Below are 14,144 nucleotides of genomic sequence, written 5' to 3' on the forward strand. Positions count from 1 at the left end.
GGGTATGATAATGTAACTTGAGTAGGCTTAGGCTTTTTTTGACTCGTTCTGTTCCTCACCCTGTCCCTCTCCCAAGGAGAGGGAGGAGGTAGGCATACTTTCTATTTCTACCCCATAAGTACGCTCTATATAGTCCTGGGTAAGGATATAGCCACGTCCCAAGAGTACCCCGTCTATGGCGATTTGCTCATTGGGGTCTGTTGTTTTTTCTACGGCTATTTTTGCATTGTCAGGAATAGGGTAGCCAATGGCACGCATAGCGGGCAAAAGTTGGTTATTGAGGAAAGCCAACATCTTCTTTTCGTCGGCATACACAACTTCCTCCAAAGTGTTCTCGTGTACCGTACCTTGTGCCTTGCTACTGCCGTTTTCGGTAGTCATTGTTTGGTGAAGAACGAGTTTTGATAACTCCTTGTCTAAGGCTTCAATTTTGCGATAAAACACTTGGAAGGCATCGGCTTTGCTGTTCTCCTTAATATCTACTTCTGTACCAATAGGAAATACTCCATACGAAGCTGAACCCATTTCCTCCAACCAATGGGCAACTTCCTCTTTCACACTATCACTTTGCGAAGCAATTTTGGCAATACGTATAGGAATACCGAATAACTCCTCGAACTCATCCCACGAACCCCACGAATGGCGCTTGAGTATCGCATAAGGAGTCGCTTTTTCCAATAAACCCGAATGCTTGTAGAATTGTGCTACTAATACTACCTCTTGTATATCTCGTAGGTCTATGCCAGTAGTAGCATCGTAGTCTTTTAAAAGTACGTGCTTTTCGGGGATTACCAAGCCTCTATCAATAAGTTCTACGGCTTTGATTTCGCCCTTGGTTACCTCTTTGAGCCATATAGGTGAATGCCCGTGATAGATGCTTTGGTGAGCGAACTCAATAACGTCCTCAAACCATTGTTTGTCCTTGATATACTCGGTTAAGGTGTCGTCCTTAATCTCATCGATGGCGATAATATAGTCCTTATTCGTAGTTCTTAAAGTACGGTTTTCGGTGATACCAGTAAGGTGTCCATCGAGGAGTACATCCTGGTATACCTCCTCCAGAGGGTAAGTACGAGGGTATTCCACACTATAGCGGGCATAACGTGCCGAGTGCCAATGGTTGAGTTCAGTACGCCATAGCCTGCGTTGTCTTTTGATGATGTCCACCATTAGATTGGTTACCTGCTGAATGTTTTGAGCTGTGTTTTTGCCCAAATGTACCTTTTTATTAAGTGCATTACCACTAAGGGTGACACTCTTTTCTATACGTTGTTTATGGAGTTGCTTTGCCATTATTTTAATTGATTGAATAAACGGTCTATTTCCTTTTTGACATTGTTGAATAAGGTTTTGGAGTCACCTATAAATTGGCGCTTAGGCATACCTTTCAAGCCCTCGTTGTGTCTTAGGGCATACTCCTTATGGGTGTAGAAGGTAACCTGGTGCGAGCCGCACAGGCAATTAAATGAGTGTCGTAGCTTGTTGCCTCCTGAGTTGTATCCTGTAAGGATAGCACGTCCTTGGTTACGCTTACCAAAGGGGGTAAGGGTGCCTTTTTTGCCTACCCTATCCGAACGGTAACGAGTAAGGTCTCGCCCTCGTGTATCGGTAGTTTTGCGAGGTTGCCACTTCTGTAAGCCCTCATCATTAAACCCCTCATCTTGGAAGTTCTTTTGAATAAACTTGAGCCCCTCTGTTTTAAGTACAATAGGGATATCCTCTTTCACTAAGCGTGCGAGGGCTTCAAGCTTTTTGCGGAGTTCTTGTAAATTGTTATTAGACATAATTACCAATGATTTTTATAGGTTTTGCGTCCTCCAAGCTTCATAAAAGGGGTGGGCGTATCAGGGGTGCCGTCACCATCAGTGTCTCTCAGACGTTTGGGGAGGGCGACTTCTATTTCGCCTTTGGCTATTTTTTCAAGCCATAGTATAGCCTCGTCATACCTAAGCTTTGCCACTTGGTTGAGGGTTTTAGTTCGTCTTATATAGATTTCATGGATAACAATATCCTTGAGGTACTTGAGCAGTATTTTGCTACGCTCATCTCCCTCTTTGGCAAAGATAGCTTCGGTATCGTAATACTTGTACAAGTAAGAAGCTATTAGGTCTATGCTTTCAGCAATGATTTCTGTTACTATCTGCTCGTCGCCTTGGGTGATAAGGTCTATCACCTCTTTAGTGGCTACGGTTTTGAGTTCTTCTTTGGTTAAATACATGTTACTAATGATTAGTTGTTAATGATTAATTGCTTGCGATTTGCAATCTTCTGCCCGTATAGGGGTAGGGTGTGCGCCTATAAATGCGCGTGGTAAAGGTTATGCGATAGCTCATAATGCCGTCATCACTTAAGCGCAATTCCTCCTCTCGCACCTGTTGTACAGGCTTGAACTGTTCGCCTTGCAGGAATTGTATGGTATCGGTGATTTTGTCCAATATATCCAACTCCATAAGCCCCTCTTCGGCATCAGCAGTGCCTAAGTGTTGGTCTGTCCAGCCGTCCTTGCAATAAAAGTCTATGTGGAACTCACACTCACCCTCTTGCACGTGCTGTGTCATCGTTTCGTAAGCAATAGGCATTACCTGAATGAGAGCGGCAGTCCATATTTCGGGGTATCCGTTTTCTGGATTGTCAAACTGACCGCGTTGTAGGTCTATCAGCTCAATGCCTTCAATGGTGGCAAGGGCTTTTTTTACTTTTACAAATAGTTCTTTTCTCGGTGTCATAGTGTGAGCCACACGGGCAATTTTTAGATGAATAATTAGGTTATACGCTACGTCTTTTGTGTTTGGCAATAAAAGGTCGCCCGCTTTGCAAGGGTTTTTCTGAGTAGCCAAAATACTGTTGGGCAAGGGTAATGGCACGCTCTAAGGTATCGGGGGCGTCATCGTGCGAGGTAGTCCCTTTTTCAAAGGAAAGTACTTGTTTGATAAAAGCGTTATAGTCCTTTTCTGAACGTTTAGGCAAAGTTTCGTCCCAGTACAATATTTTACGAAAGAGCGCATTGGTAATACCCGCCGAGATACGGTTGTGCTTGTCGCCCTCCTGATGTAAGCCTATAGGGATATTAGGGCAAGCGTTGTCCTCGGCACTTTGCATAATAATAGGGGTATAGACGGCTTTCTGTGCCATAGTAGCATCAAAGAAGCCCATAGTGTTAAAGCCTTTTTTAAGGTACTTCTTTACCCACTGGGCACGTACTTCCATCGCTGCATTAAGTTCACACCTTTGGCAGAAGACTTCCAACACATACAGCTTAATACCTTTGATACCAATGAGTACTCCTGCTTTATAGTCCCCCGTAGCGGTATAAGACAAGTCCCAATGGTCAAGCAAGCCGTCCCACGCCTCATTATCTGCTATGCGTACCAAGGCAATATCTTTCGCCTTAAAGAGCTTACCCTCTTCAATAGGGTTATTGAAGTCCTCGCGCTGTGAGGTATAGTAGTCATCATTCATTAGGATACGAATAATATCCTCCTTAGTATCGCGTTCTTTCCACGAGGGCTCCCACTCTACATCCATATAGTTCTCGCGGGTGATATTGGCAGTAGCCAAATTGGTAACAGAGTCGTGCAGGTGTGGGCTATCTTTCCACTTGTCATAGAGGTAGTCCAATATGCCATCTTTGACGATATAGTTGTTATTGATGATAAGCCTGCCCCGCTTGCGGTGGAAAGCCTTCACTAAGTCGCCCGTAATTTTTTTGCCGTACTTCTCTATCATATCGGGGCGTTTGGCACGGTCTAAGTCTTCTATATCATCCAAAATAGCCAAGTCGGGGCGGTACATGCCAAAACGCAACCCTCTGAAAGGTTGGTTGAGCCCCAACGCCTTAAAGTGCTTGCCGTCCGTAGTTTGAAAATCACCATCCGACCAATCCCCATAAGAGAGTTGCAAGCCAAAGTCCTTGATAAACTTTTGATTGTTCTCCAAGTGTGCTTGTAAGTCGGATAGTAGTATTTTAGCCAAGCCTTCGTTAGCTCCTATAAGGATAGGAAAGAAGGTGAGGTTGTTCTGCTTGAGGTGACAGATATTGCCCACATTGGATTGTATAGACTTTCCTGCACCCCTAAACTTCTTTCTAAATTGTCGTATATAGGGGTCTTTGTAGAGACGAATATAGTCGTCAATATGAAACTTAGGTGTCTTAGCATCCCCCAAAGGCAAACCACTGTCAAGCCCAAAATAGTAATCGAAAAACTCGCCGTAATTTTCGGGTTTTAGTAGCCGTTTGATACGTGCTTCCTGCTCATCGGTTGTTTCTTTCTCTATCGCCTCGTAGGTAAGCTCTCGTATCATTTTGGACTTCGCAAAATAACGTTCTTTAGCTTCTTTGAGTTCTGTTTTAGTCATCTCCTCGTTGTAACAATTGGGTTATAAACATATCAAAGTAGGGGCGTATAGTTTTGATAAGCTCCATATAGGCTTCACGCTTTTTGCCCGTGCTTTGTCCTGCTTTCTCTAAGATAAAATTAGAGAAGCCGTCGAGGCTCTCCATAGTGTATACCGCTATCTTATTATGGTCTGTAATTCGGTCGAACGCAGCCACAATCTTAGTAATATCATCTGCCTTATAGGGCAAAGGTTCACCCCGTTCAATAGCCTGCGCACACTTGAGGGTGAGTTTGCGAATATTAGAAGGCTTAAGCGTTTGTAATTCTTTCTCATCATCCCACTTGCCCTCCTCTCGCCATTTGCCGAGTGTCTTAATGCCTATACCTATCATTTCCGATATATTAGCAATGCTAAAGCCTTTGGCAAATAGTTCCTTTGCCTGTGATTTCTTATAATCTGCCTCAACGGCGGTTAGTCGTGCCATATCTATTGTAGTAATTCATTTATCTTGTTATTAATCTCGTCAAACTTTGCCACGTTGTTAGGGGCGAAGTTACCAACTCCTGCGGGGGTTTGTATGATAGCTGTTTTAAGTTCGTTTAAAAGTTCGTTTAAAAGACTTTTAAAATTTACTTCACCCCTTTGTAAGTGTATGCCAGCTTTGTCTATGGTAAGCTGAGTGTTTTCTATCCGTAGGCTCACGCTTTCAATTTCGCTATGAGCCACCACATAGTAACGGTTTTCGTCCTCCCCAATAGAAGCAATCAGTACGCTACTTCCTACCTTTGGGAACAGGTAAAACCGCTCGGCATTATCGTTAATTACCGAAGCCAAGCGCACAATATATTGTAGCTCATCGTCTTTCACCACGCACGTGCCTTGCGCTTTGTCTACTGATACCACTTCTACGGCTATGGTGGGAGTTTTGCGTTTGCCTATCTGCCTAAGCCCTTCTGCTAATTCTCTATCTATACTCATAATCTTGCTCCTATGGTTACTTGTCGGCGTGCCCCATTACGCCCAAAGGTAGTTTCTACCTTCTTAATGAAGTAACGCTCGTCTATGTCTTTCAGTTCTTTGTCAATAATATGTGCCTGCATACCACGTGTGGCATAGGGAACTAAGAAACTCGTTATAGAGCCGTCAAAGCCGTCATACTTTAGCTTTTCCATTTCCGCTCTTGCCATAGCTCGTAGCTTAGCCTCATCGCTCACCACAGAGGTGTGAAAAGTTCTTAACTCGCCATCAGGGTCGCCCTCTTCTACAGTTTTCTTTTTGTTGTTCTTATCTATGTAGGTATATCGTATTTTTAGCCTACGTTCGTCCTTGGTACGATATTCCAAGTCGTTCGCCACAATGTTGTAATTGAGGTCATAGCGTGCTGTTTGTCCTATATTGGTAAGCTCCGAAAGCCCCGCGTATAGCTTGCCCTCATCGTTGATAAAGATACTTAGCCTAAATTCCTCTTTGAGTTTATCCAACACCTGCGTACCATTGGCATTACGAATGAGCCATTGGTCTAATTGCATTTGTGGTATATTATCAGCCAAGACAATAGGCGTGTCTTTCACTACCTCCTGCAATACTTCTTTAAGGCTTGTCTTTTGCCACGATTTGTTGATGTTTTTTCGTCTAAGCAAATACATAGCGTCTTCACATTCTATGCTTACGGGAATGCTTGGCTTGACCTTCTTTACATAGCCTTCAAACTCTACTCCGCTATATACCCCCTCATAAGCAAGGGTAATGCTCACCTTATCGCCTGCTTTGATTGCCTTTTCCGTATAGAGGCTATCACCTCCTTTAGCTACTTTAAAATGGGTGGGTAGTTCAATAGTACAGGTGTCGGCTAATTCGTCTACCGATTTGGTGATTTTCACACTATGCACAGACTTGAAGGTGTAATCCCCTATTTTGATAATTGCCTGTAATACAAACATTAGTATAAGTTATTAAGTTGGGTTCTTTTTTCGTCAAGTTCGGCATAGAAGTCCATATCCGATACCGCTTTAATGGTATACTTCTGTATGCCTTCTTTACCCTCCATTGCTTCAAAGCTAATATCTTTCAAAACAATGTTACGAATATCAAAGAGGGTAAAGAGTTTGTTACCCATTACCTCCAAGCTTTCGTTTTTCTCAAAGAGTCGGTTAAGGCTTTGCACTTGTGCAGTAGGGTACAAGTCGGGGTTGTTAGTGTCTATGCAAAGTCCCTTGATAGTAATTTGCCAATCTTCGGTAGCTATATATTCTTTTACCTTACCCCTGCGGTGTTTGCCTACCGTTGCCGTCTCTACAATAGTTTTAGTGAGTGAAAAGCTCACTAAAGGTTCGTTAGGGAAAAGCGTTTGCACGCCTGCTTTATCGGCTACTTTCAGTGTCATAAAATACTGACTACCATTGCTACGAGCCTCGCTAATATTCGAGAGGCTTGGAAGTACATATTTCGTTTTATTGTTAGCCCACCATGAGGGGAAGGCTGGACCTACGTAGTCTAAAAATGCTCGTGCGGTCAGATCTTTGAGGTCAAATTCCATGATACTCCTTGTTTTTCCGTTGCAAAGTTCGTGGTATTGAAGGAGGTAGCGAAATTCTTATACAAGCCTTGTACTGATTTTGTACAACCTTTGTACTGATTTTGTACAAGGCTTGTATGCCGATTTTCCTCGTCGTAAAACCTGCAATACCTTTGCACCCAAATTAAAGAATTAACCCAAAAGAAAAGCCAATGAAGCACCAATTTATTATCAATACTGAAAATGTAAATAGTTACGGCTACCGTATACTTACTAACGGCATTGATTACAAACAATATATGCGCAACCCCATTGTGCTCTTTATGCATGATAGAGACGGCTATGGTAACAAAGGTAGCGAAGTCATTGGACGTTGTACGAGGCTCTACAAGGAAGGGACTACCCTTATAGCTGAAGTAGAATTTGACGAACAAGACGAGTTTGCTAAGAAGATAGCTGGTAAAGTAGAAAGAGGCTATATACGTATGGCTTCTATGTTTGTTGAAATCAAAGAAGTGTCTACCCAACCCCAGCATATATTGGAAGGTCAAGTATATGAGACTGTAACTGCTTGTAAGTTAGTGGAAATCTCCATCGTAGATATAGGAGGCAATGACAACGCCCTAAAGCTCTCAAAAGATGGCAAACCCTTTCAACTTAAAAAAATAGTAACACATAATACAAACAATATGGATATTAAAGTGATAGCCCTTGCCTTGGGTATGGGCGATAACGCAAAAGAAGAGGCAGTACTCAGCACTATACAAGCGCTCAAACTCGCTAAAGAAAAGGCGGAGGCACAAGTAGTGTCTTTGACTAAAACTATCAAAGAATCACAAACCGCTGAAGCTATTACCTTGGTAGATAAAGCTGTACAATTAGGGCTTATCCCAGAAGCCCTCAAAGAAAGTCAGCTAAGGCAATTTGAAACTGATTTTGTCGAGCAAAAAGCGGTGCTTTCAAGGCTCATTTCCGACAAAGAAACCGAAAACACCCAACAAAGCAAATCAGGTGTTGTACGTGAGGTAGTGTTAGGGGCGGGGGCAAAGTCAACATCCACTACCGATGAGAGCTTTGATTACTTACAAAAACATAACCCTGCCAAACTCCGCTACCTTAGAGACAAAGAGCCTGAAGAGTATGCCCGCTTAGCTAAAGAATATGCTAAAGGTATACGCTACACCCAAAAGTAATTTAAGAACCCTTTAAAAACAGATTAAAAAGTATGAGATTATCATTAAAAGCATTATTTGTTAATGCATTATTGGCACTTATTGCCTCAATGTTGATTGCCCCTGTGTTGGGTACTTCAGTATCTGTGGTAGCTACTACCATTGTAGCGATTTCCACTATCACCCAATACATAGCCCCCTCTTTTTTCAAAGGAGTAGCTATGGAAGGTTTGCAAACTGAAGTATGGATAGCAGGCATCAAAGAAAATCCTATCCCCGACAATTCTTTTGTATATCAAAGTGTGGACTTGTCGCAATATGTAGAGCATAACAAATTACACCTTGCTGAAGCAGGCGTGGAACCCGCCGTACATGAAGATTATTTTGCTACAGCTAATAATCCACTTCCTGTTACTGATATTGCTGATATAGCCAATGAGGTAGTGCTACACACTTACTCTACTGAGCAAACACGTCACAGAGAGTTGCAAGAGATTGAGCTTTCTTATGACAGGAGATCCAGCGTAATACAACGTCACCGCGTGTCTTTAGCTAAAAACATAGGAAAACGCGCCGCCTACGCGTGGGCTCCTAAGCAAGATGATGCAGGCAATAAGGTGTGTAACCTCTCCGCCAGTGATTCGGTGATTGACGCTATCATAGACCTTAAACAGTTTATGGAGGAAAACGATATCCTTGAGGGTGTGAACATCTGCTTCACCCCTGAGCACTTTGCTCGCATTCGCAAGGAGGACAAACGTCTCTATAAGGACATCCTCAACGAAAAGCAGATGTATGGCATTAAAGTATTTCAATACAGCCAAAACCCATTATACACTTCTGCGGGTGTGAAAAAGCCTTTTGGTAGTACCAAAGAAAGTACTGATAAGCGTGCTACCTTTATGTGGGTAACCGATGAGGTATTCCGTTGCTTTGGCGATGTAGAGATGTACGCTACCCTACGCGACTCTGGGTTACAAGCTGATACCCTTTCCTTCGCACAACGTGCCTTAGTAGGGGTAATTCGCGCCCGAAACCCTAAATTCTTAGGAGCTATATTGTAGGAATATAGTAGGGTGAGAGGACGAGTTCAATGGTATCCACACCTCACCCTACTCCTATATTAACTTTAAAACAAAATACAATGACAACAGCAGAAAAAGCAAAACAATATTTTGAGGAAAACAAAGCGACAAAAGAGCTCTTTGCTACCTCCGATGGGTTCCTCTTCTTACTAAAGAAAGATGCACAAAACCACGCACAAACCTTAGATGATAGCGCCGTGGAGAGCTATAATTCTTCCGACTTATTGGACGAATCAGATGATGAGCAAATGGGAGATGTAGATCCTACAAGTCCTGATATTTTACAATTAGGTAAAAAGAAGTTGGAAAAAACTATCGCGACTATAGAGGATATAGGGCTATTAGAAGCACTTATCTTACAAGAAGAAAACGAACAAAACCGATCAGAAGTACTATCCCTCCTTGCGGGTAGAATAGAAATCATTAAAAATCAAGCATAATGGCATTACCTAAAGTATTATTTAATATCGCCAAAGACGGATTAGGCAGGACAACGACTATACAAAAGACTACAGGACTTATTGCAACGGGAGTTACAGTGAGTAGCAAAGTAGAGCTGGGCAAGTCGTACCAAGTCTTCTCACTCAAAGAAGCCGTAGCTTTGGGAATTTCGGAGACTGAAAACGCTTTTGCTTACAAGCATATCAAAGCGTTTTATGACCAAGCCTCAACGGGCACACCTTTATGGTTAATGCTTGTATCGGATGCCACTACTATGACGGCAATGCTTGACAAAGATGGTGTCTTTGCTCCAACTCTCATAACAGATGCCAGAGGAGCTATCCGTGTACTCGGTGTAGTGAAAAAGGCTACCGGTAGTGAGACTGTAACCGCAGGCTTAGATGCCGATGTACAAACGGCAGTAGTGAAAGCACAAACCCTTGCTCAGCACTTTGAGAAGAAATATATGCCTTTTAGGGTAGTAGTATCGGGCAATTGTTGGAATGGCAAGGTAGCTGACCTTACTAATTTCTCCGAAAACGAACTCAACAAAGTGGCTTGTTTTATCGGGAATGACGATAAGGAGAAAGAAGCATCAGTTGGTTTGTTTTTAGGCAAAATAACCAAAATACCCGTACAGCGCAAAATTCACCGCGTGAAAGACGGAAGTGTATTGCCTTTGGTAGCATACTTCACTGATGGCACGACTATTGACAGCAAAGCCGACCAGTGGGATGCACTTGACGACAAAGGGTATATCTTCTTTCGTACTTTCGTAGGTCGTTCTGGCTATTATTTTTCGGGCGATAATACCCTTACCAAGCCCACCGACGACTTTAAAAGTCTTAGCAACGGCTTGGTAATGGACAAGGCAATGCTCCTAAGTTATGGGGTATTGGTAGAGGAACTCAGCGACGAGGTGTTACTATCAGAAGACGGCAGTATTCACCCCGCGATTATCAAGGGTTGGCAAACCAAACTTGAGAGTACCCTGCAAATCCAAATGGTATCGCAGGGTGAGCTTTCGGCAGTAAAGATTGATATAGACCCCACACAACGTGTGCTACAAACGGGTAAAGTAGTGATAGGTATCAAACTGTTACCCGTAGGTTATGCCGACTTTATAGAGGTAAATATTGGCTTTACTACAACAGTTACCCCGTAAGGTAATTAACCATTGATAATTAATCATTAATCATTAGAAAAAATGGCAACATTCAACAGTAAACAATATGCGTGGTGTGAACTCTCTATCGCCTTTGGAGGACGTATCCTCATAGGAGTTACGGAGCTGGAATATACCGAAAAGCGTGAGAAAGACTTGCTTTATGGACGTGGGTGCAAACCTCACGGAATTGTGTCAGGCAACCGTAGCTTTGAAGGCAAAGTGAGCCTTTGGCAGAGCGAGCTTGAGGCAATGACCCGCGATGCCCCGAATAACGATATACTTAGCCTTAGCTTTGACCTTGTTGCTTCCTATGTGCCCTTAGATGGCGGACAGATAGTCACCGATATTCTCAAGTACGTGGAATTTACCGAAGTGAAAAAAGGAATGAAGCAAGGCGATAAGAATATGATTATGGAGCTCCCTATCATTTTTACAGACGTTAAGAGACAGGTGTGAGCTACACGGGCAATTTAAACAATTTTAAAAAAACGATTTAAATGATAACTAAAGAACAAATCCAAGAATGGAAAAAGCAGTACAAGGACATCTTTGTAATTAGTGTAGAAGACAAAAAAGTATACCTGCACACACCCGACCGCAAAACCCTTAGCTGTGCCTCAACCTTGGCAACTAAGGATCCGCTGAAGTTCAATGAGGTGATACTTGAGAACTGTTGGCTTGGGGGTGATGAGGAGATAAAGACAGACGATACACTGTTTCTTGCCGTAAGTAGCAAACTACCCGACCTTATACAGATTAAAGAGGCTACTTTGGAAAAGCTCTAAGTGATGCGGAGATAGACGAGGGGCGGGATTGGCTTCGTATCACCAACGCTTCTCTGCGTTATTACATGCACATTGCCAATCCCGATGCTCTCACCGATACCCAGTGGGCAATGCGAGTAAAAGAGCTTGAATGGCTTAGGCAAAAAGAAAAGGAATAATACAAGTAGTATAGGTAGTTCGCTGTTCCTCTTCGCGCTGTTTTTGGATACCCTTTGAAATCATAAGAGAAAGTATCCCTATCAAAAAGAAGGTAGTAGCACTAGCAATAGCCGTGGTAGTATATCTCCTCTTAGTAGAGGACTCCTTTTCAGTAAAAGCCTTATAGGTAGCATAAAAGGGTACACAGAGGAGGGCTACTCCATAGAAAAAGCCCGCTCCAATAAGTAACAATAAGCCTATAAAGGCAAGTAGGTTAAAGAAAAATAGTAAGACTCTCATTGTGGCAAATATTTTAGAATATACATTAACGCTTAAAGACTTAGTTAGTGCAAAGTTACAAAAAATTAATGTAACTAACGATACTATGTTAGATAAATTTGGCGAGCTACAAGCAACTCAAGCAAAAGTCACTAAAGCCTTTGCACAAATGGGGACTTCTGTGCAAACCTTACAGCAAAAAATAGCCTTACTCAAAGCCGAAAGAGACTTATTGCCTATAGGTAGCCTTTCGGCTATTCGCAAGTACAACAGTGAGATTAATAAGTTAGAGCGTAGTGTTACTAAGCTACAAACTCTCAATGGAAGTAAGCTCAAAACGTGGTTTTCGGATGCTTTGAACAGCCTGCCCGGCATAGCTACTAACCCTCTTATATTGATGGGAGCTATGATAGGGGGAAGTATCAAAAAGGGAATGGAGGCTGACTTGCAACAAGCTAATATCACTACTTTGCTTAGGGGTGATGTAGAAAAAGCCAAAGCCTTATATGCTCAGCTCTCTGACTATGGAGTAAAAACACCTTATGACAAGGCAGGACTTATTGAAGCACAGAAGACAATGATGTCCTTCGGGCTTTCCTCTGAGTTCGCTTTTGGCAAGCTCAAGAACATAGGCGATATTGCTATGGGCGACACGCAGAAAATGCAAAGTTTATCACTTGCTTTTTCGCAGGCTACTTCGGCAGGTAAGCTACAAGGGCAGGACTTAATGCAGATGATTAACGCAGGCTTCAACCCTTTGCAGGTGATTAGCGAACGTACGAGCGAAAGTATGGCACAGCTTAAGGAGCGAATGAGCAAAGGCGGTATCTCGGCTCAGGAACTTGCTCAAGCCTTTGAATGGGCAACCGATAAGCAGGGGCTGTTCTACCAAGGCGCAGAAAAGGCGGGACAAACCCTTAGCGGTAAGTTCAACAAGATGATGGATTCCATCACCGAACTTGCCCTAAAAGTGTATGAAGCCATTAGCCCTATGCTCGGTCCCTTGGTAGAGTTTATGTCCGCCGTTTTTGAAAGTATTAGCGGAGGTATAGGCTGGCTCATTCAGAAGTTTCAAGAGGGGAATCCCGTTATATGGGGTATTGCAGGAGCTATAGGTATATTCACCACTGCATTGATACTACACAATACCTATACAGCTATTGCTACTGCTTGGCAAAATAGACTTACTTGGGCAGTGATAAAGACAAACCTTGCCTTTTTGGCTAATCCTATCACGTGGGTAATAGCGGGTATTATCACCCTTATAGCTATGATTGCCTATTGCATTGTAGGAGTAAGTGGTTGGGGCAAAGCGTGGGAGCATACTGTGCAAGGTATGAAATATAGTTGGGAGGCTTTTATCCTTACTTATCAGGCTCATTGGAACACGGCAGTCAATGCCTTTATGGCGGGGGTAGATGCTTGTAAGCTCGCTTGGTATAAGTTCAAAGAAGCAGTAGGCTTGGGTGATAGCAAAGAGAATCAAGCGATGATAAGTCAGATACAAAACGATTTGCAGGAGCGTGCTAAATCGGTAACAGAGGGTTACAGGAAGGCAAATGAGGCAGAGACTAAAGCCAAAGAAGCCTTTGGAAAAGCTTGGGACTCCTTAGAATTTAAGAACTTTAAAGAAGTGAAAGACGGGCTAATGGGCAAGCTGGGGATGAAAGCCGAAAGCAGTCCAACACCAGGAATGAGCTCTATTACAGGAGACACTACAGCCACCACAGGAGAAGGAGCTAAAACCAAAGACAACATCGTATCAGGAGGCACCAGACAAACCCATATCAACATACAGATAGGCAATGTAGGCACCGATACTAAGGTATATGTATCGTCCATACGTGAAGGAGTAGAGAACTTTGGGGCAATGGTGAAAGAGGAACTCCTTAGGGCAATTAACAGTATAAACCAACTACAGACGAGTTAATGAAGGATATACTCATAGACGACAACAATGATCTGCGCCTATTGGCGGGTGATTTTGAGGTGGGGGACTCCGATAACCAACAACAAAAGGCTATCCTTACTACCGAGAAGGGAGAATGGAAAGAACACCCCGAAGTAGGGGTAGGCATCGTCCAAATGCTCGCCGATGACCTTTATACTGAAATACTCATCGAAATAAAGAAACAGTTAGAGTACGATGGTATGCAGATTCACGATGTAGCCCTACAAGAGGGAGGAAAATTACTTATTGACGGAACCTATAACAGCAATTAA

At 42.9% G+C, this 14,144-nt stretch carries 18 protein-coding genes; 8 read left to right on the forward strand and 10 right to left on the reverse strand.

Features of this window, described 5'->3' with window-relative positions:
- Window positions 1-27: 27 nt before the first annotated feature.
- The 9 genes from VJJ03_RS10130 to VJJ03_RS10170 are packed head-to-tail and all read right to left on the reverse strand — an operon-like array spanning window position 28 to window position 6,874.
- Entirely contained in the window at window positions 28-1,293 is a 1,266-nt protein-coding gene (locus VJJ03_RS10130) for a phage portal protein family protein (RefSeq protein WP_323975387.1), read from the reverse strand.
- Window positions 1,293-1,784, reverse strand: a complete 492-nt coding sequence (locus VJJ03_RS10135) for a phage morphogenesis protein (RefSeq protein WP_323975388.1) — start codon at window positions 1,782-1,784, stop codon at window positions 1,293-1,295. Before VJJ03_RS10135 ends, VJJ03_RS10130 begins: the two co-directional genes overlap by 1 nt.
- Before the next feature lie 2 nt (window positions 1,785-1,786).
- Complete coding sequence (locus tag VJJ03_RS10140; RefSeq protein WP_323975390.1) at window positions 1,787-2,218, reverse strand: phage protein Gp36 family protein; 432 nt, start codon at window positions 2,216-2,218, stop codon at window positions 1,787-1,789.
- A gap of 25 nt (window positions 2,219-2,243) precedes the next feature.
- A complete protein-coding gene (locus VJJ03_RS10145; RefSeq protein ID WP_323975391.1) occupies window positions 2,244-2,738 on the reverse strand; it encodes a hypothetical protein in 495 nt (164 codons plus the stop codon).
- Window positions 2,739-2,766: 28 nt separating this feature from the next.
- On the reverse strand, window positions 2,767-4,356 hold the full coding sequence (locus tag VJJ03_RS10150) for a hypothetical protein (protein ID WP_323975393.1): 1,590 nt from the start codon (window positions 4,354-4,356) through the stop codon (window positions 2,767-2,769).
- The gene (locus VJJ03_RS10155) at window positions 4,349-4,822 is read right to left on the reverse strand and encodes a terminase gpP N-terminus-related DNA-binding protein (RefSeq protein WP_009420092.1); all 474 of its coding nucleotides are present in this window, start codon (window positions 4,820-4,822) and stop codon (window positions 4,349-4,351) included. The genes VJJ03_RS10150 and VJJ03_RS10155 overlap by 8 nt, the downstream gene beginning before the upstream one ends.
- A 2-nt stretch (window positions 4,823-4,824) precedes the next feature.
- Complete coding sequence (locus VJJ03_RS10160; protein ID WP_323975395.1) at window positions 4,825-5,316, reverse strand: hypothetical protein; 492 nt, start codon at window positions 5,314-5,316, stop codon at window positions 4,825-4,827.
- Window positions 5,313-6,278, reverse strand: coding sequence for a late control protein (locus VJJ03_RS10165; RefSeq protein WP_323975397.1), 966 nt, complete (start codon window positions 6,276-6,278; stop codon window positions 5,313-5,315). The genes VJJ03_RS10160 and VJJ03_RS10165 overlap by 4 nt, the downstream gene beginning before the upstream one ends.
- On the reverse strand, window positions 6,278-6,874 hold the full coding sequence (locus VJJ03_RS10170) for a DUF6046 domain-containing protein (protein WP_323975399.1): 597 nt from the start codon (window positions 6,872-6,874) through the stop codon (window positions 6,278-6,280). Before VJJ03_RS10170 ends, VJJ03_RS10165 begins: the two co-directional genes overlap by 1 nt.
- 191 nt (window positions 6,875-7,065) lie before the next feature.
- Between VJJ03_RS10170 and VJJ03_RS10175 the strand changes: the two genes are divergently transcribed.
- From VJJ03_RS10175 to VJJ03_RS10200, 6 genes are all read left to right on the forward strand, one after another.
- On the forward strand, window positions 7,066-8,046 hold the full coding sequence (locus VJJ03_RS10175; protein WP_323975401.1) for an HK97 family phage prohead protease: 981 nt from the start codon (window positions 7,066-7,068) through the stop codon (window positions 8,044-8,046).
- A gap of 32 nt (window positions 8,047-8,078) precedes the next feature.
- Complete coding sequence (locus tag VJJ03_RS10180) at window positions 8,079-9,089, forward strand: hypothetical protein (RefSeq protein WP_323975403.1); 1,011 nt, start codon at window positions 8,079-8,081, stop codon at window positions 9,087-9,089.
- An 80-nt stretch (window positions 9,090-9,169) separates the two neighbouring features.
- Window positions 9,170-9,550, forward strand: a complete 381-nt coding sequence (locus tag VJJ03_RS10185; RefSeq protein WP_323975405.1) for a hypothetical protein — start codon at window positions 9,170-9,172, stop codon at window positions 9,548-9,550.
- On the forward strand, window positions 9,550-10,716 hold the full coding sequence (locus tag VJJ03_RS10190; RefSeq protein WP_323975407.1) for a DUF2586 family protein: 1,167 nt from the start codon (window positions 9,550-9,552) through the stop codon (window positions 10,714-10,716). The genes VJJ03_RS10185 and VJJ03_RS10190 overlap by 1 nt, the downstream gene beginning before the upstream one ends.
- 42 nt (window positions 10,717-10,758) lie before the next feature.
- A complete protein-coding gene (locus tag VJJ03_RS10195) occupies window positions 10,759-11,175 on the forward strand; it encodes a hypothetical protein (RefSeq protein WP_323975409.1) in 417 nt (138 codons plus the stop codon).
- Window positions 11,176-11,216: 41 nt separating this feature from the next.
- Window positions 11,217-11,504: a hypothetical protein gene (locus VJJ03_RS10200; RefSeq protein ID WP_323975411.1), complete on the forward strand. Its 288-nt coding sequence runs from the start codon at window positions 11,217-11,219 to the stop codon at window positions 11,502-11,504.
- A gap of 135 nt (window positions 11,505-11,639) precedes the next feature.
- On the opposite strand, the gene VJJ03_RS10205 is transcribed toward VJJ03_RS10200, so the two are convergent.
- The gene (locus tag VJJ03_RS10205) at window positions 11,640-11,942 is read right to left on the reverse strand and encodes a preprotein translocase subunit SecG (protein ID WP_323975413.1); all 303 of its coding nucleotides are present in this window, start codon (window positions 11,940-11,942) and stop codon (window positions 11,640-11,642) included.
- 85 nt (window positions 11,943-12,027) lie between these two features.
- On the opposite strand from VJJ03_RS10205, the gene VJJ03_RS10210 reads away from it, so the two are divergent.
- Entirely contained in the window at window positions 12,028-13,851 is a 1,824-nt protein-coding gene (locus VJJ03_RS10210) for a tape measure protein (RefSeq protein ID WP_323975415.1), read from the forward strand.
- A complete protein-coding gene (locus VJJ03_RS10215; RefSeq protein WP_323975417.1) occupies window positions 13,851-14,144 on the forward strand; it encodes an oxidase in 294 nt (97 codons plus the stop codon). Before VJJ03_RS10210 ends, VJJ03_RS10215 begins: the two co-directional genes overlap by 1 nt.

Origin of the sequence: Capnocytophaga sp. G2, assembly GCF_035282625.1 — a bacterium.
In the GTDB taxonomy this organism is placed as follows: Bacteria; Bacteroidota; Bacteroidia; order Flavobacteriales; family Flavobacteriaceae; genus Capnocytophaga.

Excerpts from the sequence above, each read along its gene's own strand:
- VJJ03_RS10190 (WP_323975407.1), top strand. The coding sequence starts at position 9,550 with ATGGCATTACCTAAAGTATTATTTAATATCGCCAAAGACGGATTAGGC.
- VJJ03_RS10185 (WP_323975405.1), top strand. The coding sequence starts at position 9,170 with ATGACAACAGCAGAAAAAGCAAAACAATATTTTGAGGAAAACAAAGCG.
- VJJ03_RS10155 (WP_009420092.1), bottom strand. The coding sequence starts at position 4,822 with ATGGCACGACTAACCGCCGTTGAGGCAGATTATAAGAAATCACAGGCA.
- VJJ03_RS10160 (WP_323975395.1), bottom strand. The coding sequence starts at position 5,316 with ATGAGTATAGATAGAGAATTAGCAGAAGGGCTTAGGCAGATAGGCAAA.
- VJJ03_RS10215 (WP_323975417.1), top strand. The coding sequence starts at position 13,851 with ATGAAGGATATACTCATAGACGACAACAATGATCTGCGCCTATTGGCG.
- VJJ03_RS10130 (WP_323975387.1), bottom strand. The coding sequence starts at position 1,293 with ATGGCAAAGCAACTCCATAAACAACGTATAGAAAAGAGTGTCACCCTT.
- VJJ03_RS10175 (WP_323975401.1), top strand. The coding sequence starts at position 7,066 with ATGAAGCACCAATTTATTATCAATACTGAAAATGTAAATAGTTACGGC.
- VJJ03_RS10135 (WP_323975388.1), bottom strand. The coding sequence starts at position 1,784 with ATGTCTAATAACAATTTACAAGAACTCCGCAAAAAGCTTGAAGCCCTC.
- VJJ03_RS10140 (WP_323975390.1), bottom strand. The coding sequence starts at position 2,218 with ATGTATTTAACCAAAGAAGAACTCAAAACCGTAGCCACTAAAGAGGTG.
- VJJ03_RS10170 (WP_323975399.1), bottom strand. The coding sequence starts at position 6,874 with ATGGAATTTGACCTCAAAGATCTGACCGCACGAGCATTTTTAGACTAC.
- VJJ03_RS10210 (WP_323975415.1), top strand. The coding sequence starts at position 12,028 with ATGTTAGATAAATTTGGCGAGCTACAAGCAACTCAAGCAAAAGTCACT.
- VJJ03_RS10195 (WP_323975409.1), top strand. The coding sequence starts at position 10,759 with ATGGCAACATTCAACAGTAAACAATATGCGTGGTGTGAACTCTCTATC.
- VJJ03_RS10205 (WP_323975413.1), bottom strand. The coding sequence starts at position 11,942 with ATGAGAGTCTTACTATTTTTCTTTAACCTACTTGCCTTTATAGGCTTA.
- VJJ03_RS10200 (WP_323975411.1), top strand. The coding sequence starts at position 11,217 with ATGATAACTAAAGAACAAATCCAAGAATGGAAAAAGCAGTACAAGGAC.
- VJJ03_RS10165 (WP_323975397.1), bottom strand. The coding sequence starts at position 6,278 with ATGTTTGTATTACAGGCAATTATCAAAATAGGGGATTACACCTTCAAG.
- VJJ03_RS10180 (WP_323975403.1), top strand. The coding sequence starts at position 8,079 with ATGAGATTATCATTAAAAGCATTATTTGTTAATGCATTATTGGCACTT.
- VJJ03_RS10150 (WP_323975393.1), bottom strand. The coding sequence starts at position 4,356 with ATGACTAAAACAGAACTCAAAGAAGCTAAAGAACGTTATTTTGCGAAG.